Origin of the sequence: Ralstonia mannitolilytica (assembly GCF_000954135.1) — a bacterium.
In the GTDB taxonomy this organism is placed as follows: Bacteria; Pseudomonadota; Gammaproteobacteria; order Burkholderiales; family Burkholderiaceae; genus Ralstonia; species Ralstonia mannitolilytica.
The window spans coordinates 3,176,227-3,196,615 of sequence record NZ_CP010799.1; the positions used below are offsets into that span (position 1 = coordinate 3,176,227).

Sequence of the window (20,389 nt, forward strand, 5' to 3'; positions counted from 1 at the left end):
CAACGGCGCCGGCCTCCACGCGTCATTGCTTGATGACGTCGGCCCCTTTGGGCGGCGTAAAGCGGAACACGTTGGCCGGCAGTTGCGGATTCTTCTGGATGTTCGAGAACGTCAGGAGGGTGGTGTTCCCGAAGGCGTCGCGCAGCTCCATCCCCTGCAGCTCGCCGCTGCGAAAACCGATGGCGATGCGCTCGAACTGGGTGTCCTTCGCCTTGGGCGTGAGCTCAACCCAGTCGATACCGTCCTTGGTGCCGCCCTCCTTGAGCGCGAAGTTCTTCGACAGGTCGTTGCTGCCGAACAGGATGGCGGCCGGGCTGGAACCCAGCGACGCATCGAGCTTGCGCTCCGTGACCTGGTTCAGGTCTTTGTCGAAGATGTAAAGCGTCTGGCCGTCGGCGGAGAGCTGCTGTTCATAGGGCTTCACATAGCGCCAGACGAAGCGGCCCGGGCGCGAGAAGACAAAGTCGCCGCTGGACGTGCCGGCCACACGCAGCGGGTTGCCGTTGGTGCCGCCCTTCACCTGGCGCTGCACGAACTCGCCGCGCGCGGTGGTGACGTTGCTCACGAAGGCGTTGAGCTGTTCGACGGCGCCTGCGTAGGCCCCAGCAGACCATGCCGCCAGCGAGACCAGCCCGGCGGCCATCAGGTGACGTGCTTTCAACACAAACATCGGAATCCCGGTAAGCAGTTGATGTGGTGGTTAGTCGTCGAGCGCGCCGGAACATTCCACTCGCGCGGTAACGCGATGTAACGGCAGCGTCATTCCTCTTCGACGACGTTGCCGTTGCGATTGGGCGCCAGGATTTCGCGGTTGCCGTTGCCCGACATGGCGGACACAAGCCCCGCCTTTTCCATGTCTTCGAGCAGGCGCGCGGCGCGGTTGTAGCCGATGCGCAGGTGACGCTGCACCAGCGAGATCGACGCGCGCCGGTTCTTGAGCACCACGTCGACCGCCTGGTCGTACAGCGGGTCGGCTTCGCCGCCACCGCCGCCTGCAATGCCTGCGCCGCCGCCGAACCCGTCGCCGCCGCCGTCGTCGGCCACACCGCCTTCGAGAATGCCCTCGATGTAGTTCGGCTCGCCCTGCGCCTTGAGGTTTTCCACCACGCGATGCACTTCGTCGTCCGACACGAACGCGCCGTGCACGCGCACCGGCAAGCCGGTGCCGGGCGCCAGGTACAGCATGTCGCCCATGCCGAGCAGCGCTTCGGCGCCCTGCTGGTCGAGAATGGTGCGCGAGTCGATCTTGCTGCTGACCTGGAACGCGATCCGCGTCGGCACGTTGGCCTTGATCAGGCCCGTGATCACGTCCACCGACGGACGCTGCGTCGCCAGCACGAGGTGGATGCCGGCCGCACGCGCCTTCTGCGCAATCCGCGCGATCAGCTCTTCGACCTTTTTGCCGACCACCATCATCAGGTCGGCCAGTTCGTCGATCACGATGACGATCATCGGCAGCTTGTCGAGCGGCTCCGGCGCGTCGGGCGTGAGGCTGAACGGGTTGGGAATCTTTTCTTCGCGCGCGGCGGCTTCTTCGATCTTCTTGTTGAAGCCGGCCAGGTTGCGCACGCCCATCTTGCTCATGAGCTTGTAGCGGCGCTCCATTTCGCCCACGGCCCAGTTGAGCGCGTGGCCGGCCTGGCGCATGTCCGTCACGACCGGGCACAGCAGGTGCGGAATGCCTTCGTAGATGCTCAGTTCCAGCATCTTCGGGTCGATCAGGATCAGGCGCACCGCGTCGGCCTTCGCCTTGTACAGCAGCGACAGGATCATCGCGTTGATGCCGACCGACTTGCCGGAACCCGTGGTGCCGGCCACCATGCAGTGCGGCATCTTTGCCAGGTCGGCCACCACCGGCTTGCCGGCGATGTCCTTGCCCAGCGCGAGCGTGAGCTGCGATGCGCTCTCGTTGTAGACCTGCGAACCGAGAATCTCCGACAGGCGCACGGCCTGGCGCTTGGGGTTCGGCAGCTCTAGGCCCATGTAGTTCTTGCCCGGAATCGTCTCGACTACGCGGATCGACACCAGCGACAGCGAACGCGCCAAGTCCTTCGCCAGGTTGACGATCTGGCTGCCCTTCACGCCCGTGGCGGGCTCGATTTCATAGCGCGTGATGACCGGGCCCGGATAGGCCGCCACCACCTGCACTTCCACGCCGAAATCCTTGAGCTTCTTCTCGATCAGGCGCGAGGTGAATTCCAGCGTCTCGGCGCTCACGGTTTCCACCACGGGCGGAACCGGATCAAGCAGCGCCAGCGGCGGCAGGTCGGAATCGTGAATGTCGACAAACAGCGGCTGCTGCTTCTCGCGCTCCACACGCTCGCTCTTGACCACGGCGGCCGGGCGCACGATCTGCACCGGCGGCGATTCTTCAATGCGCACGCGGCGGGTTTCGACCACCTCTTCGCGCTCGACCTTGGCGGCCTCGCCGATGGCCCGGTCCTGCTTGCTCTCGCGGCGCGTCTTGAAGCCGACGAACAGCATCTCGACGCCCGCGCCGATCTGCTCGGCGAGGTTCAGCCACGAAAAGTGGAAGAACAGCGACAGCCCCACCAGAAACGCAAACAGCAGCGCCAGTGTGCCGCCGGTAAAGCCGAGCGAATGCTGCATCGCCCCGCCGATCAGGTCGCCCAGCACGCCGCCAGGCGCACGCGGCAGCTTCATGTGCATGCTGTACATGCGGATGGCTTCCAGGCCCATGCTGGAGGCCAAAATCAGCGCAAAGCCGATCCACGTGACGCTGGCGTCAACGCGCGGCATGGCCGTGCGGGGCAGGCGCTCGTCCGACATCAGCTCGCGCCAGCCGCGCCACACCTTGCGCACCAGCAGCACCGCCCACCAGTAGGCCGACGCGCCAAAGACAAACAGCAGCAGATCGGCCAGCCACGCGCCCACGCGGCCGCCCAGGTTGCGGATCTGGTCGACCTGGCTGGCGTGGGTGAAGCCGGGATCGGCCCTGTTGTATGACAGGAGGATGATCAGGAAGGCGATGGTCACCGCCAGCAACAGGAACCAGCGGACCTCGCCCAGCAGCCGCCCGATGCGGGAGGGCAGTGCGGCGGGGTCGGTACGGGTCGTCGGAGTGGTGGAAGCTCGGGCCATGCGGGAGACGGATATGCCGCCCGGCAGGTGGGCCGCGCGGCTTGGGACTGCACGAATGCGATGGCAACGATTGTAACGCGGCCCTATCACCGCCATTGGAATTTACAACCGGGCGGACGAGGGGGGCCCACTTTATAATGGCGGCCATCACCCTCACCTAGCCTGCACGGCGGCCGCTTTACTTTCAACCTTCACCCCGTGCCGCGCACAAACCGAACGCATCATGGCAAAACACGCAAAAGTGCTGATTCTCGGCTCCGGCCCCGCCGGCTACACGGCCGCCATCTACGCCGCCCGGGCCAACCTGAACCCGGTGCTGATCACGGGCCTGGCCCAGGGTGGCCAGCTCATGACCACCACCGACGTTGAAAACTGGCCCGCCGACAAGGAGCACCTGCAAGGCCCCGAGCTGATGCAGCGCTTCCTGGAGCACGCCGAGCGTTTCAAGACCGAGGTGCTGTTCGACCACATCCACACTGCGCATCTGCATGAAAAGCCGATCCGCCTGATCGGCGATTCCGGCGAGTACACCTGCGACGCGCTGATCATCTCCACCGGCGCCTCGGCGCAGTACCTCGGCCTGCCGTCGGAAGAGAAGTTCGCGGGCCGCGGCGTGTCCGCATGCGCCACCTGCGACGGCTTCTTCTACAAGGGCCAGGAAGTGGCCGTGGTGGGCGGCGGCAACACCGCCGTGGAAGAAGCGCTGTACCTGTCGAACATCGCCAGCAAGGTCACGCTCATCCACCGCCGCGACAAGTTCCGCGCCGAGCCGATCCTGGTCGACCGCCTGCACGAGCAGGAGAAGAAAGGCAAGATCGAGCTCCGGACGAACATGGTGCTCGACGAGATCCTCGGCGACGAGTCCGGTGTCACTGGCGCCCGCCTCAAGGGCACCAACGAAAATGAAGGCAAGACCGAAGAGATCAAGGTGGCGGGCGTGTTCATCGCCATCGGCCACAAGCCGAACACCGACATCTTCAAGGGTCAGCTCGAGATGAACGACACGGGCTACATCCGCACGAAGAGCGGCCTGGACGGTATGGCCACGGCCACAAACATCCCTGGCGTGTTCGCCGCCGGCGACGTGCAGGACCACATCTACCGCCAGGCCATCACCAGCGCCGGCACGGGCTGCATGGCCGCGCTGGACGCGCAGCGCTACCTGGAGGGCCTGCAGAACTAAGCGGGCTGCGCCCCGTCCTGGCAGCGGCCGATGGGCGACCATCGGCCGCTTTGCCATGTGCGGCGCATTCGTATAATCCACGCACGGTCCACCTGATCTGCCCTTCGCCATGAAACGCGCCTCCACTCCCGCCAACAAGCTCGGGCTGACCGATCTTGCCAAGCTGCGCGAGCAGCTCAAGCACGAGACCGAGGCCCGTGAAGCCGAACGCCAGCGCGCCGAAGCGGCGGCACGCCAGGCGGCCGAAGAGGCCAACATCTTCCGCGCCAGCATCGGCGAGGTCAGTGCGCTGCGCCAGAACAGGCGCGTGGAGCATCCGCGCAATCCTCCGGCCCCCGACCCGGTGCACTCGCGCGCCGAAGACAAGCGCGTGCTCGATGCCTCCCTGTCGGACGAATTCGACGTGGACAACCTGCTCGACACCGACGACACGCTGTCGTACCGCCGCCCCGGCATCGGCGCCGACGTACTGAAGAAACTGCGCCGCGGCGAGTGGGCCACGCAAGACCAGATCGACCTGCATGGCCTGCGCCGCGATGAAGCCCGCGAGGCGCTGGCGGCGTTCCTGCGCCGGGCGGTGCAGCGCGGCATCCGCTGCGTGCGCGTGATTCACGGCAAGGGCCTTGGCTCGCCCGACCGGACGCCCGTGCTCAAGGGCAAGGTGCGTTCCTGGCTGGTGCAGAAGGAAGAAGTGATCGCCTTCGTCGAGCCGCGCAACACGGCCGGCGGCGCCGGCGCGGTGCTGGTGCTGCTGCGCCAGCCGCACGGCTCCTGAAGCAGCACCCAGTCGATACAACAAGAACAGCACGCCCATGCACTCGCGCCTGGAACTCGTCATGCACTGGATGGAGATCCTCGCGGTCTTCTCGTTTGCCATCTCGGGGCTGGCCGAGGCGAAGCGGCGACGGCTCGATGCCGTGGGCGCGTTCATCGTGGCGTTCCTCACCGCGTTTGGCGGCGGCACGCTACGCGATCTGCTGCTCGATCGCCGGCCCTTCTACTGGGTGGAACACGAGCACTACCTGCTGGCGCTGTTCGTGATGAGCCTGTTCGCCAACTGGGTGATCCGGCTGGTAAGCCAATTGGTCTCGGACCGCCTGCTGATCGTGACCGATGCCATCGGCCTCGGGCTCTTTGGCGTGCTTGGCACGCAGCTGGCGCTGGATGCGGGCGTGCCGGTCTTCGTCTCGGTGATGATGGGCGTCATCACGGCGGCCTTTGGCGGCCTGCTGCGCGATGTGGTCTGCAATGAAGTGCCCATGCTGCTGCGGGACAACCACCCGTACGCGACGTGCGCATTTCTCGGGTGCTTCCTCTACGTCGGGCTGACGCATACGGACCTGCTGCCGAGCGTATCCGTGGTGATCGCCACGCTGGCGATCGTGATCGGGCGGCTGGTGGCGCTGCGCTGGAACATCACCCTGCCGCGCTGATCGACACCGGCCGGCGTTGGCACGCCGGCCAAGAACCGCTTACACGGCGGCTTCGTCCTTCTCGCCGGTGCGGATGCGGATCACCTGCTCCACCGGCATCACGAAAATCTTGCCGTCGCCGATCTTGCCCGTCTTGGCAGCCTTGACGATGGTATCGATCACGTTCTCGACCTGGCTGTCGGCCACCACCACCTCGATCTTGATCTTCGGCAGGAAGTCGACCACGTATTCGGCGCCGCGATACAGCTCGGTGTGGCCCTTCTGCCGGCCGAAACCCTTGACTTCGGTGACGGTCAGCCCGGTCACCCCCACGTCGGCGAGCGACTCGCGCACTTCGTCCAGTTTGAAGGGCTTGATGATGGCGGTGATCTGTTTCATGGGGTGTCTCGCAAACTAGTTGGTGAGGTATTCAAGCGTCCAATAATACTGGAGGCGGGTGACGCGCACATCCCTGCCGATGCCGGCCACCGTCTGCAGCAGCACGGGGTCGTCGGGAAAGTTCTTCAGCACATCGTGCTCGGTGCCGTCCTGCAGGGGGCGACGCTGCCACGTGTTGCCATGTTCGTCGCGGTAGGCGATCGGCGTGCTGGAGCCGGCCACATACTGGTTGTCGAACCAGAGCACGCGTACGCCTGGCCCGACGACGCGGTGCAACCCTTCGACGTGTGCACGCAAACGCTGCAGCGGCACATGCGACCACCAGCATCCTGCGGTCATCACATCAAACGCACCGGGCACGAACGGCAGCGCATCGTTGTCCGCACGCACGAAGGACGCCCCGGCGATGCGCTTGTCGCGCGCGATACGCAGCACGGTGTCGTTGTAGTCGGCGCCGACGATGCTGCGCGCGTCCGCCATGGCCTCGGTCCAGAAGCCGGTGCCGCACGCCAGGTCCAGCACCCGTGCACCACGCGTGATGTCGCGCACGCGCGCCTTCAGCCACGCCAGATCGCCCTGCCGCTCCGGCTTCGCATAGATGCCTTCGTATTCGGGGGCGCGCCTGGCGTAGTAGTCGAGCATGGCGTCGGCCTATTCCTTGAAGCGCGAGGTGATCGGATACCGCCAATCCCGCCCGAACGCCCGCTGCGTGACGCGGATGCCCACCGGGGCCTGACGGCGCTTGTACTCGTTGATCTTGATGAGACGCACGATCTTCTGCACGTCGGCCGCGGCAAAGCCGGCCGCGATGATGTCGGCCACCGGCTGGTTCTGCTCCATGTAACGCTGCACGATGGCATCGAGCGCATCGTATTCGGGCAGGCTGTCCTGGTCGGTCTGGTTTTCACGCAGCTCGGCTGACGGCGCGCGCGTGAGGATGCGCTCGGGAATCACGTCCGACAGCGTATTGCGGTAGCGGCACAGCCGGTAGACCAGCGTCTTGAAGATGTCCTTGATGACCGCAAAGCCGCCGGCCATGTCGCCGTACAGCGTGCAGTAGCCGACCGCCATCTCGCTTTTATTGCCGGTGGTCAGCACGATGCGGCCGGACTTGTTGGACAGCGCCATCAGCAGCGTGCCTCGAATGCGCGCCTGGATGTTCTCTTCCGTGGCGTCTTCCGGGAGGTCGCGGAATTCCTCCGCCAGCGCACCCTTGAACGCGTCGAACATCGGCGCGATGGGGATTTCGTCGTATTGCACGCCGAGGCGGGCGGCCATGTCGCGCGCATCGAGCCAGGAGATGTCGGCCGTGTAGCGCGACGGCATCATGACGGCGCGCACGCGGTCGGCGCCCAGCGCATCGACGGCAATCGCCAGCACGAGGGCGGAGTCGACCCCGCCAGAAAGACCAATGATCGCGCCCGGAAAACCGTTCTTGCCGAGGTAATCGCGCACGCCGAGCTTGAGTGCTTCGTACACCTGCGCTTCCAGCGGCGCCTCGGGCACGATCGTGCCGGGCAGCGCCTTGCCGCCGTCGAACTGCGCATAGCCGAGGCCTTCGACAAACTGGCCCATCTGCACGACCACCTTGCCGTCGGCATCGAGCACGAAGGAGCCGCCGTCGAACACGAGCTCGTCCTGCCCGCCGACGAGGTTCGCATACACATGCGGCAAGCTCGATTCCTTCACGCGCGCGCCGATGATCTGCTCGCGCAGGTCTTCCTTGTCGAGGTGATACGGCGACGCGTTCGGGATCAGCACCACCTGCGCGCCAGCGGCCTTGGCGTAGGCCGTGGCCGTGGGGTACCACGCGTCTTCGCAGATGATGACGCCGAACCGCGTGCCATCCACCTCGAACACGAAGGGCTCGGTGCCGGGCTGGAAGTAGCGCTTTTCGTCAAAGACCTCGCTATTGGGCAGATCGAGCTTGTGGTAGCGGCCGACCACGCGGCCATCGGCGGCCACGGTGCAGGCGTTGGTGGGCTTGGGCAGCACGCCCGGCGCCGGGGGCTCCAGCGAGATCTGCGGATGCCCGATCAGCACGTGCAGGCCTGCAAACGCCGCCAACTCTGCGATCAGCGCGTCCAGCGCACGCGCGCTGGCGTCGATGAACGCCGGGCGCAACAGCAGGTCTTCGGGCGGATAGCCGGTGAGCGAAAGTTCCGGCGTAACCAGAATGCGCGCACCGGCCTGGTGCGCCTCACGTGCGGCGGCAACGATGCGGGCGGCATTGCCGGCGAAATCGCCGACGGTGCAGTTGATCTGTGCAAGAGCGACTGTGACGGTCATGGGGGTATGTGGAAGGCAAGCGCGGCATTCCGGGCTGGAATTAGAATCGGCGGCATGACCTCTCGCCCCCTTTTTCCCGGGCCCGAAGCTCGCACTGGTTCGCGACACGAATCGGCCAATTATCGCACGCAGCTCGTGACCGATCTGCGCGACATCGGCCGCGTCGCGTGGGACGCCCTGCTGGCCCTGCAGCCCGAAGCCACGCCATTTCTGCGCTTCGACTTCCTGCAGGCACTGCACGAAAGCGGCAGCGCCTCACCGGAAACCGGCTGGTCGCCGCAATACCTGACGCTGTGGGAGCCCACCTCCGATGGCGATGTGCTGGCCGCGGCCATGCCGCTGTATGTGAAGGGCCACTCCTACGGCGAATACGTCTTCGACTGGGCGTGGGCCAACGCGTATGCGCAGCACGGGCTGGAGTACTACCCGAAATGGCTGTCGGCCGTGCCGTTCACGCCGGTGCAGGGTGCCCGTCTCCTGGCGCGCGATGCGGCTTCGCGGGCGGCGCTGCTCGCCACGCTGCTCGCCATCGCGCGCCAGAGCGAGCTGTCGTCGCTGCACGTGCTCTTCCCGACCGCTGATGAGGCCGAGCAGATGCGCGCGGCCGGCATGCTGCTGCGCGAGGGCGTGCAGTTCCACTGGTGCAACGCCGGGTTTGCCAGCTTTGACGACTTCCTCGGCGCGTTGGAGCAGAAAAAGCGCAAGAACATCCGCGCGGAACGCCGGCGGGTGCGCGAGGCCGGCATCACGTTCCGCCATGTGCCGGGCGCCGCGGCCACCGAAGCCGACTGGCGCTTTTTCCACCGCTGCTATCGGGCGACCTATCGTGAGCATCACTCGTCGCCGTACCTGAACCTGGCGTTCTTCCAGCAGATCGGCCAGACGATGCCGGAGAACCTGCTGCTCGTGATCGCCTCGCGCGACGGCAACGACATCGCCAGCGCGCTGCTGGTGATCGACAGGCGGCCGGAGGCTTCGGTCATGTATGGAAGGTACTGGGGGGCGGTCGAACATCACCCCTGCCTGCACTTCGAGACCGCGTATTACCGGTCCTTCGTCATTTCGTGTGGAACCCAACAGTCACAATGACTCCTGGTCGTCGAGCCCGGTGGGCATGTGTGCAGGCCGCTGGCCGGCCTGTGCACATGTCCACGAGGCGTGTTTGATCAGGAGGATGAGTCCATGGGCATTGCCGTAGAAGCTCTGTTCACCAGCGCGCTGGGCTTGCAGCCGCCGTGGGTCGTCGATGACGTCAGGCTCGACACCGCCAAGCGGCGTATCGACTTCGAGATCGGCTGCCACACCAGCAGGATCGCCTGCCCGGCATGCGGTGCGGCCACGCAACCGGTGCACGACCGGCTGCGCCGATCCTGGCGGCACCTGGACTTCTTCCAGTTCGAGGCCTGGCTGCACTGCGACGTGCCGCGCGTGGCCTGCGGTGCCTGCGGCAAGACCACGCAGGTGGCCGTGCCCTGGGCGCGTCCGGGCTCGGGCTTCACCGCGGCGTTCGAAGCGCTGGCGCTGACCTTGTGCCTGGACCTGCCGGTGCGCCAGGCCGCCGAGTTGCTGCGCTGCAAGGACAAGCGGCTGTGGCGGCGCATCGAGTTCTACGTCGAGCAGGCGCGTGCGCTGGAAGACTTCTCCGGCGTGCGCACGGTGGGCATCGACGAGACCAGCCTGCGGCGCGGGCAGCACTACATCACCGTCGTGCACGACCTGGATCGCAAGCGGCTGCTGTTCGCCACCGAGGGGCGCGAGCACCGCACGGTGGTGGAGTTCGCCGAGGATCTGAAGGCCCATGGCGGCGATCCCGCCCAGGTGCGGCACGTGTGCATGGACATGAGCGCGGCCTACGCCAAGGGCGTGGCGCTGGCGCTGCCCGAGGCGCAGATCAGCTACGACCGCTTTCACGTCGTCTCGATGGCCATCGATGCGATGGACCAGGTGCGCCGCGCGGAGATGGCCACCGACGCGCAGGCGGTGCGAGCCGCGCTGGGCGCTGGCGGCCGCAAGACGCTCAGGCAGCTGCTGTGGGGCATGCGGCGCAACCCCAGCACCTGGAGCGCCCGCCAGCTCCAGGCGATGCACTGGCTGCAGCGCTCGACGCTCAAGAGCGCGCGGGCGTGGCGGCTGAAGATGGCGCTGCGCGAGGTGTACGCACGGGCCACAGCGCACAACAGCATCGAACAGGCCGCATCCGACCTCAGGGCCTGGCTGAGCTGGGCGCGGCGCTGTCGGCTCGAGCCGTTCAAGAAGCTGGCCGCCACGCTCAAGGAGCGGTTCGACGCGGTGGTGCGCGGCATGGTCGATCACCGCAGCAACGCCTTCGTCGAGGCGATGAACGGGCTGCTGCAGCAGGCCAAGCGCGCCGCGCGCGGCTTCAGGACGAGCCAGAACTTCATCGCCATCGCCTACCTGCGCATGTCCAAGCTCAAGCACCTGCCGGCCAGCCCATTCGCGCCGGCGATGCCCCAGTGACAGTGTTGCTTTCCACACGAAACGACATGGAGCCGTATTACCAGCCACTGGCGTATTGCATCGAACACGGCATCCGCACATTCGAGGGCGGCGCCCAGGGCGAGCACAAGATGGCGCGCGGGTTCGAGCCTGTGGCGACGCTGTCGGCGCATTGGCTGGCGCACCCGGCCTTTGCCGATGCGGTGAGCCGGTTCCTGGAGCGGGAAACGGCGGGCATGCAGGCGTATCGCGATGAACTGACGGACCGCTCGCCATTCAGGCGCGAGCCGTGAGGCCGTGCGGCGGAAGAACAGCAGAAGTGGAAAGACCGCGTCCGCGCGAACGGCGGACGCTGGAGGTCAATTCAGTGGGCCGCAGGCTGTTGCTGGGCGATCACACAATGCGCCCCGTCAGGAGCGGCCGCGGTGGTCGACGCAACAGCACGTTCGCCGGCATGTGCGCTGTCGGGCGGACCGACGAGCAGCGCCCACACCGTGAACGCGGCCATGGCAGCAGCGGAGAGGACGGGAACGACAACGGTCTTGTTCAACATCGCAATACCAGGGGTTGGAGTCAAACTTGACGGGGAGTCTAGAGGGCTCGTTTCCCGCGAGCAAATGAGCGTTACTTAAATCTCTGTATAGCGCCATTACGCGACTCGATTATGCATAAATCGACATAATCATCGAGATTCGCATGGTTCATCCCCGATCGGCGCAGATGGCGGTCCGACGGGCCTCGACGGCGCTCCGGCTGCGCCATCGGTGCGTCGCTGCCATGAAAAAATCCCGGCCCTCCTTTCGGAGGCCGGGATTTGTCGGACAAGCCGTACGGCAAAAACCGGAAGTGGCTTACTTCTTATAGTTGGCCACGCCGTCGACGATTTCCTTATGGGCTTCTTCGATGCCGCCCCAGCCTTCGACCTTGACCCACTTGCCGGCTTCGAGCGCCTTGTAGTTCTCGAAGAAGTGCTTGATCTGGTCCAGCAGGTTCTGGCCGATGTCGGACAGGTCGGTCATGTGGGCGGTAGCGGGGCTCAGCTTGTTGACCGGCACGGCCACCAGCTTGGCGTCGACGCCCGATTCATCCGTCATCTTCAGCATGCCGAGCGCGCGGCAGCGGACCACGCAGCCGTGGATCAGCGGGAACGGCGTGACAACCAGCACGTCCACGGGGTCGCCATCGCCCGACAGGGTCTGCGGGATGAAGCCGTAGTTGGCCGGGTAGCGCATGCCGGTGCCGACGAAGCGGTCGACGTGCAGCATGCCCGTTTCCTTGTCGGCTTCATACTTGACCGGGTCGCTCTGCGCCGGAATCTCGATGATGACGTTGAAATCGTTGGGGATGTCCTTGCCCGGCGAGACGTTGTTGAAGCTCATGGAAATGCTCCGGAATGCGCGAAGTGCGTAGAAACGCGGCGCAGAGGGTTGAAAAGAAGCGTGAAAAACTGTCGGCGGGCATTATAGCCCCTGACTACCGGCTGCCCGCCCCGGTGTGCCCGTGCGAGAATCGTGCGTTGCCGATCTTCTGCAGGAACCCCCCCATGCACGCCCAGCACTTCATCGCCAACCGCCTGATGTCGCCCGATTCGGGCATGCGCATCAAAGTGTTCGATCCGTCCGATGGCCAGTCCTTTGCCGAGATTGCACGCGGCAACGCCACCGACATCAACGTGGCCGTGCACGCCGCCCGGCGTGCCTTTGACGGCGTGTGGGGCCAGCTGAGCCCGGCCGAGCGCGGCCGCCTGCTCATGCGCGTGGCGCTGCGCCTGGCCGATCACGAAGAAGAACTCGCCCGCCTGGAAGCCCGCGACACCGGCAAGCCGATGCGCCAGGCCCGCGCCGACGCCCGTGCCGTCGCCCGTTACTTCGAGTTCTACGCCGGTGCGGCGGACAAGTTGCACGGCCAGACGATCCCCTATCCGGCTGATACCACGGTGCTGACGGTGCGCGAGCCGCATGGCGTGACGGCGCACATCATCCCGTGGAACTACCCGATGCAGATCTTCGGCCGCAGCGTGGGGGCCGCCTTGGCCGCGGGCAATGCGTGCGTGGTCAAGCCGGCCGAAGACGCGTGCCTGTCCATCCTGCGCGTGGCAGAGCTGGCCGCCGAGGCCGGGCTGCCCGATGGTGCGCTCAACATCGTGACCGGCTACGGCCATGAGGCCGGCGCGGCGCTGGCAGCGCATCCGGGCATCAACCACATGTCGTTCACCGGGTCGCCGGAAACCGGCAAGGCCATCGCGCGCGCGGCGGCCGAAAACCACGTGCCAGTGACGCTGGAACTCGGCGGCAAGTCTCCGCAGGTTCTCTTTGCGGATGCCGATCTGGAAGCGGCGATCCCGGCCGTGGTGAACGGTATCGTGCAGAACGCCGGGCAGACGTGCTCGGCCGGCAGCCGCGTGCTCATCGAGCGCAGCGTCTATGAAACAGTACTGGACCGCCTGGCGACGGTGTTCGAAGCCATCAAGGTCGGCCCGTCGTCGCTGGACCTTGACTGCGGCCCGCTCATCAACCCGAAGCAGCAGCAGCGCGTGTGGGATTTCGTCTCGGATGCGCAGCACGCCCACATCCCGGTGATGGCGCAGGGGCAGATCGTCCCGGAGGCGCCGGAAACCGGCTACTACCAGGCGCCGATGCTGCTGCGCGACGTGCCGCACACGCACCGCCTGGCGCAGGAAGAAGTGTTCGGCCCGCTGCTCGCCGCGATGCCGTTCGATACGGAAGCCGAGGCGCTGGCACTGGCCAACGGCACGCCGTATGGCCTGGTCGCCGGCGTGTGGACGCTGGACGGTGCCCGGCAGATGCGCCTGGCGCGCAAGCTGAAGGCGGGCCAGGTCTTCATCAACAACTACGGCGCGGGCGGCGGCGTGGAGCTGCCCTTCGGCGGCACGGGCCAATCCGGCCACGGCCGCGAGAAAGGCTTCGAGGCGCTGTACGGCTTCACAATGCTGAAGACCATCGCCATCCGCCACGGCTGACACACCTACAACGCAGACAACACGAGGAGACACCATGCGGCTTGCCGGCAAGATCGCCATCGTCACGGGCGCGGGTTCGGGTTTCGGCGAGGGCATCGCCAACACCTTTGCCCGCGAAGGCGCCCGCGTCATTGTCAATGACCTGAACGCCGAAGCCGGCGAGCGCGTCGCCAGCGCCATCCGCGTGGCCGGCGGCGACGCGCACTTCGTACAGGCCGACGTGTCCGATGGCGATTCCGTGGCCAAGCTGCTCGGCGCCACGCTGGCGCGCTATGGCGACCTGCACATCGTCGTGAACAACGCCGGCACCACACACAGGAACAAGCCGATCCTGGAGATCACCGAGGCGGAGTTCGACCGCGTGATGGCCGTCAACGTGAAGAGCGTCTATTGGACGGCGCACCACATGGTGCCGCACTTCCGTGCACGCGGCGGCGGCGTGTTCGTCAATGTGGCGTCCACCGCCGGCATCCGGCCGCGGCCGGGGCTGGTCTGGTACAACGCGAGCAAAGGCGCCGTCATCACGGCCAGCAAGGCGATGGCCGCGGAGCTGGGGCCGGACAGGATCCGCGTGAACTGCGTGAACCCCGTGATGGGCGCGACCGGCCTCATCGAACAGTTCATGGGCATGCCCGACACGCCCGAGAACCGCGCCCGCTTTCTGGCGACGATCCCGATGGGGCGCCTGTCCACGCCGCAGGATGTGGCCAATGCGTGCCTGTACCTGGCCTCGGACGAAGCCGAGTTCATCACCGGCACGTGCCTCGAGGTAGATGGCGGGCGCTGCGTGTAAGCCCTGACCCGCAAACGCTTGGCGACACGCGCCGACGAGCGCAGAATGCGGTGGCGGTTTTCCGGGCCGAGGTTGGTGACGAGGCATTCCTCGGCCTGAGCTCACAACAACACAAGGAGACCCGATGGCCACCACCACCCCACCCTCACCGGTTGGCGGGGCAGGCACGCTGCCGCCGCAGTCCGCAAGCGCATTCGAAGAGGCCACTTACCGCAAGGTGAGCTGGCGCCTGGTTCCGTTCCTGTTGCTGTGCTACGTGGTGGCGTATCTGGACCGCGTGAACGTTGGCTTTGCCAAGCTGCAGATGCTCAACGACCTGAAGTTCAGCGAGACCGTCTACGGGCTCGGTGCGGGCATCTTCTTCATCGGCTACTTCCTGTTCGAGGTGCCGAGCAACGTGATCCTCCACCGCGTGGGAGCGCGCCTGTGGATCGCGCGGATCATGATCTCGTGGGGCATCATCTCGGCGGCCATGATGTTCGTGACCACGCCGGCCATGTTCTACGTGATGCGCTTCCTGCTGGGGCTGGCCGAAGCGGGCTTCTTCCCGGGCATCATCCTGTACCTCACTTACTGGTATCCGGCACACCGGCGCGGACGGACCACCACCTTCTTCATGACGGCAGTGGCACTGTCCGGCGTGATTGGCGGGCCGCTCTCTGGCTGGGCGATGAAGACGTTTGCCGGCGTCCAGGGCCTGGCCGGCTGGCAATGGATGTTCCTGATCGAAGGTCTTCCGTCGGTCATCGTGGGCATCATCGTGCTGTTCTATCTGGATGACCGCATCGCGCACGCCAAGTGGCTGACCGACGATGAGAAGGCCCTGCTCGCCCGCAACATCGCCGCGGAAGACGCCGAAAAGGAAGACCCGCCCATCGGCACCGTGCTGTCCAGCCCGCGCGTGTGGCTGATGAGCCTGATCTACTTCACTTTCGTGATGGGACTGTACGGCGTGAGCTTCTGGCTGCCGACGCTGATCAAGCAGACGGGCGTGGCCGATCCGTTCTCGGTGGGGCTGCTGACGGCCATTCCGTACGGCGCGGCGGTCGTCGCCATGATCCTGGTCGCCCGCAGCGCAGACCGCACACGCGAACGGCGCTGGCACATTGCCATTCCGGCCGTTGCGGGCGCGGTGGGGCTGGTGCTGTCGGCCGTGTGGCACACCAACACGACGCTTGCCATGGCCGCGCTCACGCTGGGCACCATGGGCATCCTGACCACGCTGCCGCTGTTCTGGAGCCTGCCAACCGCCTTCCTGGCGGGCACGGGCGCCGCGGCCGGTATTGCGCTGATCAACTCGCTGGGCAACCTGGCGGGCTTCCTGAGCCCCTACGCCGTCGGCTGGCTCAAGGACGCCACGCAGAGCACCGATTCGGGCATGTACATGCTGGCGGCCTCGATGGTGCTGGGCGCGGTCCTGACGCTCTCGGTGCCCGCGCGGACGGTCAACAAGTAACCCCGGGGCAGATCCGCGCCACCGCCTCACGATAGCGGTGGCGCGTCTTCCTTTCCATCGCATTACAGCGCCGCCGCCCCTGGCGGAAATCCCGTATTGCGAATCATTCTCGACTGGCCCAGACTGCGTTCTCCCTGAACCCTCAACGAGGAGACCGCATGCTGAAGATCACCGTCGCCGCCCTGGCCATTGCCTGCTCCACCAGCGCGCTGGCCAGCGCCAAGTGCGCCAAGCACCCGAAGAACGAATGGATGCCCGAGGCCGAAGCGCAGGCCAAGATCAAGGCCGAGGGCTACAACATCAAGAAGTTCAAGGTCGACGGCAACTGCTACGAAATCTACGGCACCAACAAGGACGGCAAGAAAGTCGAGATCTACTACGACACCAAGACCCTGGAAGTCGTGAAATCCGAGATCGAGAAATAAGGCCGTGACGCAGGAATCGCCCACGCCCGCGCCGGCGTGGGATGCCGTCGTCCGCCTCACGCATTGGAGCGTGGGGGCACTGGTGCTGTGGAATCTGTTTGAAGATTCGGGCGGCCCCTTGCACCGCAATCTCGGCTATGCCGCTGCCGCGCTGGTCGCGGCGCGGCTGGTGTGGGGTGTGGTAGGCAGCCGGAACGCACGGTTTGCCGCATGGTGGCCGCGCGTATCGACGTTGCGCGGCTATCTTGCCTCGCTGCGCACGCGCACCCCGATGAAGTTCGCCAGCCACAACCCGCTCGGCGCGCTGGGGATGCTGGCAATGTGGGGCCTCGTCGCCGCGCTCACCGCCACGGGCTGGCTATCGCGCCTCGATGCATTCTGGGGCGAGGACTGGCCCATCGTTCTGCATGCCTGGGCCGCGTACGCGCTTCTGGCGCTGGTGGTGCTGCACGTGAGCGCAGCCATCGTCATGAGCGTAGTACACAAGGACAACCTCATCCTCGCAATGCTCACCGGCAAGAAGCGGCGCCACGACTGACGCAAGCTCCGCAAGCCGTCCGCCTATTTGACGGCCAGCAAGGCACTCTGCCGGTAGTGCCGCTGGGCCTCTTCCAGCCGTTCGGTCTGCTCGTACATCTGCGCGAGCGTCAGATGCGCATGCGCGCACAGGTTGCCGGAATGGTCGGCATCGGCGTACTTCAAGGCCGCGTCCAGGTTCGACTGGGCCTTGCCCCAGAGCTGCTCCTTGAAGCACAGCATGCCGAGCGTGTAGAACAGGTCGGCGTCCACGGGATGTTGCGCCAGCCATTTCTCGGCCTGCTGGATGAGCGGCAATGCCTTCCCGGGCACCGCGCAGTCGGCATAGCGGCGGATCAGGCGGCCGTCCCAGTGCGTCTTCAACCCGTCTTCGACAATGCGCTTGGCATCCTCGGTGCGGCCCAACTGCGCAAAGTACAGCGCGGCCTGGGACGCAATGCGCGGCGAGCGGCGTTCTTCGGTGGTCAACTCGCGCCAGAAGCTGTTGAGGGCATCGGCGTCATGGCGGCGCTCGGCCAGCAGCGTTTCGCACGCCATCTGCTTGAGACGCGCCGCCAGCACCGAGTGAATCGCGTTGCGCTTTTCCAGTGCGCGCGTTAGGCGCAGCACCTCGCTCCAGTTCTTCAGGTGCTGGTGCGCGCGCAGTGCGATGCGTTGCGCGTGAATCTGGCGCGCACCCTGCGATTGCAGTTGCGCGATCTTCTCGAGCGCGCCTTCCGCATCGCGCGCATCGACGAGCAGCTCGGCCATCGATACGAGCTTGGCCTGCTCGCGATCCGGCGAGACGACCTCGGCCATCCAGGCGTCGCGGCGCTCGGTTTCCTGCATGCGGTGTGCGGCACGAGCCCCGATCAGGGCCGCTGTCTCGCGTTGTGGCTCCCAGGCCTGCGCTTCGCGCGCAAGGCGCTCGGCGCGCCCAAAGCGGCCGGCAAACAGGCTTTCCATCGCTTCACGCAGCGCGGCGGACGCCTTCAGGATCCGGTTGCGCTCGCGGTAGGCCGCCGCACGCGCCGGCATGCCCGCCACGTGGTGAAACACCCGCATCAGCAGATGCAGCACGACAAACGTCAGCAGCAACGCCGCCAAGACGAAGTTGAGCGACATTTCCACCCGGTACGGCGGGTAGAAGAGCACCACGTTGCTCAGGTTCAGTTCGGTAAAGAGCGCCAGTCCGACAGCGGCGGCAAACAGGAGCGCGACCCAGAATACCCAGCGCATACTCACTCCTTGCCCTGGCCGCGCACGGCCGCCAGGCTCTCAGCCAGCGTCGGCACCTGCAGCGTGCCGACCGCGGCACGCACTTGCGTCAACTGGTTCTGGACCGCCGTCACCTGCGCCGACTTCGTGTCGAAATAGTGCGAGAGCAGCGTATCGGCGCGCGCGAGATCGGCACGGAAGACGGCGTCGTTGCGGGAAAGCAGCGCGAGGCGCGCGTTCATGAGCCGCAGCTTGAGGTTCTCGCGCAGGAACCACTCCTGGTCGGACGAGAGCAGCAACGCCTCGGGCTGGTCGACGCGGCGCACCTGCACGATCTGGCCGAGTTCACCGCGCACGTCGTCCCAGAGCCGGTACCACCAGGTGCGCACGCCGGCAGACCAGCCGGCAGCGGCCTGCTCAGACGCGCCGGGAGCCGATGCCGCAGCCGCGTGCGCCTTCGCATGTCTGGTGGATTTTGCTGCCGGCTCGCGCGGCCTCTCCTGCGCGGCACGTTCTGCATCCAGCGGCTGGGCCGAAGCCAGAACAGGCAGCGTATCGATCGCGTTGATGGCGTCGTCCAACCGCAGCGCCGCGCCCGACAGGTCGAGCGACGGCATCGCCTTGAGCTTGGCGATATCCCGCGAAACCGCGCGGCGCACGGCGTTGAACGGCGGCTTATCGAGGGCAGCCAGACGCGCTTCGACGGCTTGCAGCGCAGTCAGCGCGCCCGCCGCATTGCCCGTCAACTGCAGTTGCTCCGCCGCGACCTCCAGTGAGCGTTGAATCTCGGCGCGCTGCCAGTCGTCGCGGTTACGCAGCAGGTCTTGATTGGCTTGCTCGAGGGCAGTCTGCCGGTCGCGCGTTTCGGTCGTGCGGGCATCGAGCGCGCCGAACTTTTGCTGCAGTTGCGCGACGGCATCCTGGTCGGCACGCGAAAGCACGCGCATCTCCTGCGCCAGCGCTTCGTTCTGCTGCGCGCGCTGGCGGATGTCGCGTGCCAAGCGTTCGTTGCGCACCTGCAGCGCAGCCACCGCCACCACCACGATCACCAGCACCACCCAGATCAGCCAGCCGCCACGGCGCGGCGCATGGTTGACGGTCATGCTGGGCGCGAACGGTGCGGGAGCGGGGCTGGGTTTGTCCGCCGCCGGCGTGGCGCCCGATGTCGGGGCGGGTGCCGGCGCAGGAGCGGACGAGGGAACGGGAGTGTGCGTCACGGTGGATGAGGAAGAAGGAATGTTCGATTCTGCAGCGGCCGGCACGGGCACCGGTACCGACACGGGCCCGGCCCAGGCCAGCACGCTGGCGAGCAGGCGATCATCGCCGGCCCCGGTAAGGGTGACGTCGCGGAAACCCAGTGATTTCGCCTGTTCGACGATGCGCGCATGCGAAGCGAAGCATGGCGCGCCATGCAGCGTATCGAGGTCCGGCGGCGACAGGTTGGCGCGGGCCAGCTCATCGAGATTGCGAACGGCTTCAGAGCTGGTGAGCGTCCACGCGTGGCGACGCGAGAGCACGGCGCGCAACGCCAGCCACGCGGCGGCATCAGGCGCGGGCACACTGCGCCGATACGCCTCCACCGTGCGAACCGATGCGCCGGCTTCGCGCAGCTGATCGGCCAGCCATTCGCGCCCGCCGTTGCCGCGCACGATCAGCACCTCGCGGCCCTGCAGGGACGGCACGTCGAGCCGCCCATACAGCGCCTCCGAATCCTGCCGGGCATCGTCGGCGTGCGTGTCGGGTTGGATCACGCGATGCGCGGGCGGCGCAACGCCATGGGCGGCCAGTGCCTGGGCGCTCGCTGGTCCGACAACGGCCACCGGCACTTCCTGAGGCCACCGGTAGCCCTCGGGCATGGCAGCAAACGCCTGCTGCACGGCATTTGGGCTGACAAATACAACGAGCGCATAGCGCGACGGGTCACCCAGCGCCGCGCGCAAGTCGTCCAGGTTCGGCGTCGGTGCGATGTCGAGCAGCGGGAACTGGTGCGTGCGCAAGCCGTGGCGCTCGAGCGCCACCACCAGCATGGGCGCCTGCGCACGCGGGCGCGTGACCACCACGACAGGCGGATCGGCAGGAAGCTGGGCAGCGGGTGGCGCGCTGGAGGCGGGCGATGATGGCGACGAGTTCGGCGGCAATTGATCGTCCATGGCGAGCCG

Annotated in this window: 18 protein-coding genes and 2 pseudogenes; 11 read left to right on the forward strand and 9 right to left on the reverse strand. The window is 66.4% G+C overall.

The features are described from left to right. Positions 1-22: 22 nt before the first annotated feature. Both lolA and TK49_RS14975 read right to left on the reverse strand, forming a co-directional pair. Positions 23-670: an outer membrane lipoprotein chaperone LolA gene (gene lolA, locus TK49_RS14970; RefSeq protein WP_045787412.1), complete on the reverse strand. Its 648-nt coding sequence runs from the start codon at positions 668-670 to the stop codon at positions 23-25. Between the two features lie 89 nt (positions 671-759). After that, the gene (locus tag TK49_RS14975; RefSeq protein WP_045787413.1) at positions 760-3,102 is read right to left on the reverse strand and encodes a DNA translocase FtsK; all 2,343 of its coding nucleotides are present in this window, start codon (positions 3,100-3,102) and stop codon (positions 760-762) included. A 223-nt stretch (positions 3,103-3,325) separates the two neighbouring features. Between TK49_RS14975 and trxB the strand changes: the two genes are divergently transcribed. The 3 genes from trxB (at position 3,326) to TK49_RS14990 (ending at position 5,718) form a co-directional block, all read left to right on the forward strand. Further along, the gene (gene trxB / locus TK49_RS14980; protein WP_045787414.1) at positions 3,326-4,285 is read left to right on the forward strand and encodes a thioredoxin-disulfide reductase; all 960 of its coding nucleotides are present in this window, start codon (positions 3,326-3,328) and stop codon (positions 4,283-4,285) included. A gap of 109 nt (positions 4,286-4,394) precedes the next feature. Further along, positions 4,395-5,060, forward strand: coding sequence for a Smr/MutS family protein (locus tag TK49_RS14985; RefSeq protein ID WP_045787415.1), 666 nt, complete (start codon positions 4,395-4,397; stop codon positions 5,058-5,060). Between the two features lie 37 nt (positions 5,061-5,097). Continuing rightward, positions 5,098-5,718, forward strand: coding sequence for a trimeric intracellular cation channel family protein (locus tag TK49_RS14990; protein ID WP_045787416.1), 621 nt, complete (start codon positions 5,098-5,100; stop codon positions 5,716-5,718). A 39-nt stretch (positions 5,719-5,757) separates the two neighbouring features. Here the strand turns inward: TK49_RS14990 and glnK are convergent, their stop codons facing one another. Genes glnK through TK49_RS15005 form a run of 3 tightly spaced genes read right to left on the reverse strand, consistent with a single transcriptional unit; the run spans position 5,758 to position 8,385 of the window. Next, on the reverse strand, positions 5,758-6,096 hold the full coding sequence (glnK, locus tag TK49_RS14995; RefSeq protein WP_045787417.1) for a P-II family nitrogen regulator: 339 nt from the start codon (positions 6,094-6,096) through the stop codon (positions 5,758-5,760). A gap of 15 nt (positions 6,097-6,111) precedes the next feature. Further along, positions 6,112-6,738, reverse strand: a complete 627-nt coding sequence (locus TK49_RS15000) for a class I SAM-dependent methyltransferase (RefSeq protein WP_045787418.1) — start codon at positions 6,736-6,738, stop codon at positions 6,112-6,114. A 9-nt stretch (positions 6,739-6,747) separates the two neighbouring features. Beyond that, on the reverse strand, positions 6,748-8,385 hold the full coding sequence (locus TK49_RS15005; RefSeq protein WP_045787419.1) for an NAD+ synthase: 1,638 nt from the start codon (positions 8,383-8,385) through the stop codon (positions 6,748-6,750). Positions 8,386-8,439: 54 nt separating this feature from the next. Between TK49_RS15005 and TK49_RS15010 the strand changes: the two are divergent. The 3 genes and pseudogenes from TK49_RS15010 to TK49_RS15020 form a co-directional block, all read left to right on the forward strand. Then, positions 8,440-9,435, forward strand: a pseudogene (locus TK49_RS15010) (GNAT family N-acetyltransferase); the annotation flags it as partial. Between the two features lie 132 nt (positions 9,436-9,567). Beyond that, a complete protein-coding gene (locus TK49_RS15015; protein ID WP_045787420.1) occupies positions 9,568-10,863 on the forward strand; it encodes an ISL3 family transposase in 1,296 nt (431 codons plus the stop codon). 35 nt (positions 10,864-10,898) lie between these two features. Then, a pseudogene (locus tag TK49_RS15020) lies at positions 10,899-11,135 on the forward strand (peptidogalycan biosysnthesis protein); the annotation flags it as partial. 71 nt (positions 11,136-11,206) lie between these two features. Here TK49_RS15020 and TK49_RS24210 read toward each other — a convergent pair. Beyond that, complete coding sequence (locus tag TK49_RS24210; protein ID WP_082062881.1) at positions 11,207-11,395, reverse strand: hypothetical protein; 189 nt, start codon at positions 11,393-11,395, stop codon at positions 11,207-11,209. A 298-nt stretch (positions 11,396-11,693) separates the two neighbouring features. Further along, a complete protein-coding gene (gene ppa / locus TK49_RS15025) occupies positions 11,694-12,221 on the reverse strand; it encodes an inorganic diphosphatase (protein ID WP_045787422.1) in 528 nt (175 codons plus the stop codon). Between the two features lie 164 nt (positions 12,222-12,385). Between ppa and TK49_RS15030 the strand changes: the two genes are divergently transcribed. The 5 genes from TK49_RS15030 to TK49_RS15050 all read left to right on the forward strand — a co-directional run bounded on the left by TK49_RS15030 (position 12,386) and on the right by TK49_RS15050 (position 17,034). Then, positions 12,386-13,822, forward strand: a complete 1,437-nt coding sequence (locus TK49_RS15030; RefSeq protein WP_045787423.1) for an aldehyde dehydrogenase family protein — start codon at positions 12,386-12,388, stop codon at positions 13,820-13,822. Between the two features lie 34 nt (positions 13,823-13,856). Continuing rightward, entirely contained in the window at positions 13,857-14,615 is a 759-nt protein-coding gene (locus tag TK49_RS15035; RefSeq protein ID WP_045787424.1) for an SDR family oxidoreductase, read from the forward strand. 124 nt (positions 14,616-14,739) lie between these two features. Then, complete coding sequence (locus TK49_RS15040) at positions 14,740-16,071, forward strand: MFS transporter (RefSeq protein WP_045787425.1); 1,332 nt, start codon at positions 14,740-14,742, stop codon at positions 16,069-16,071. Between the two features lie 158 nt (positions 16,072-16,229). Beyond that, positions 16,230-16,496, forward strand: coding sequence for a PepSY domain-containing protein (locus TK49_RS15045; RefSeq protein WP_045787426.1), 267 nt, complete (start codon positions 16,230-16,232; stop codon positions 16,494-16,496). 4 nt (positions 16,497-16,500) lie between these two features. Continuing rightward, positions 16,501-17,034 carry a cytochrome b/b6 domain-containing protein gene (locus TK49_RS15050; protein ID WP_045787427.1) on the forward strand — a complete coding sequence of 178 codons (534 nt, stop codon included), beginning with the start codon at positions 16,501-16,503 and terminating at the stop codon, positions 17,032-17,034. A 23-nt stretch (positions 17,035-17,057) separates the two neighbouring features. On the opposite strand, the gene TK49_RS15055 is transcribed toward TK49_RS15050, so the two are convergent. Then, the gene (locus TK49_RS15055; protein ID WP_045787428.1) at positions 17,058-18,251 is read right to left on the reverse strand and encodes a heme biosynthesis protein HemY; all 1,194 of its coding nucleotides are present in this window, start codon (positions 18,249-18,251) and stop codon (positions 17,058-17,060) included. 2 nt (positions 18,252-18,253) lie between these two features. Then, the gene (gene hemDX, locus TK49_RS15060; RefSeq protein ID WP_045787429.1) at positions 18,254-20,380 is read right to left on the reverse strand and encodes a fused uroporphyrinogen-III synthase HemD/membrane protein HemX; all 2,127 of its coding nucleotides are present in this window, start codon (positions 20,378-20,380) and stop codon (positions 18,254-18,256) included. Between the last annotated feature and the right edge of the window lie 9 nt (positions 20,381-20,389).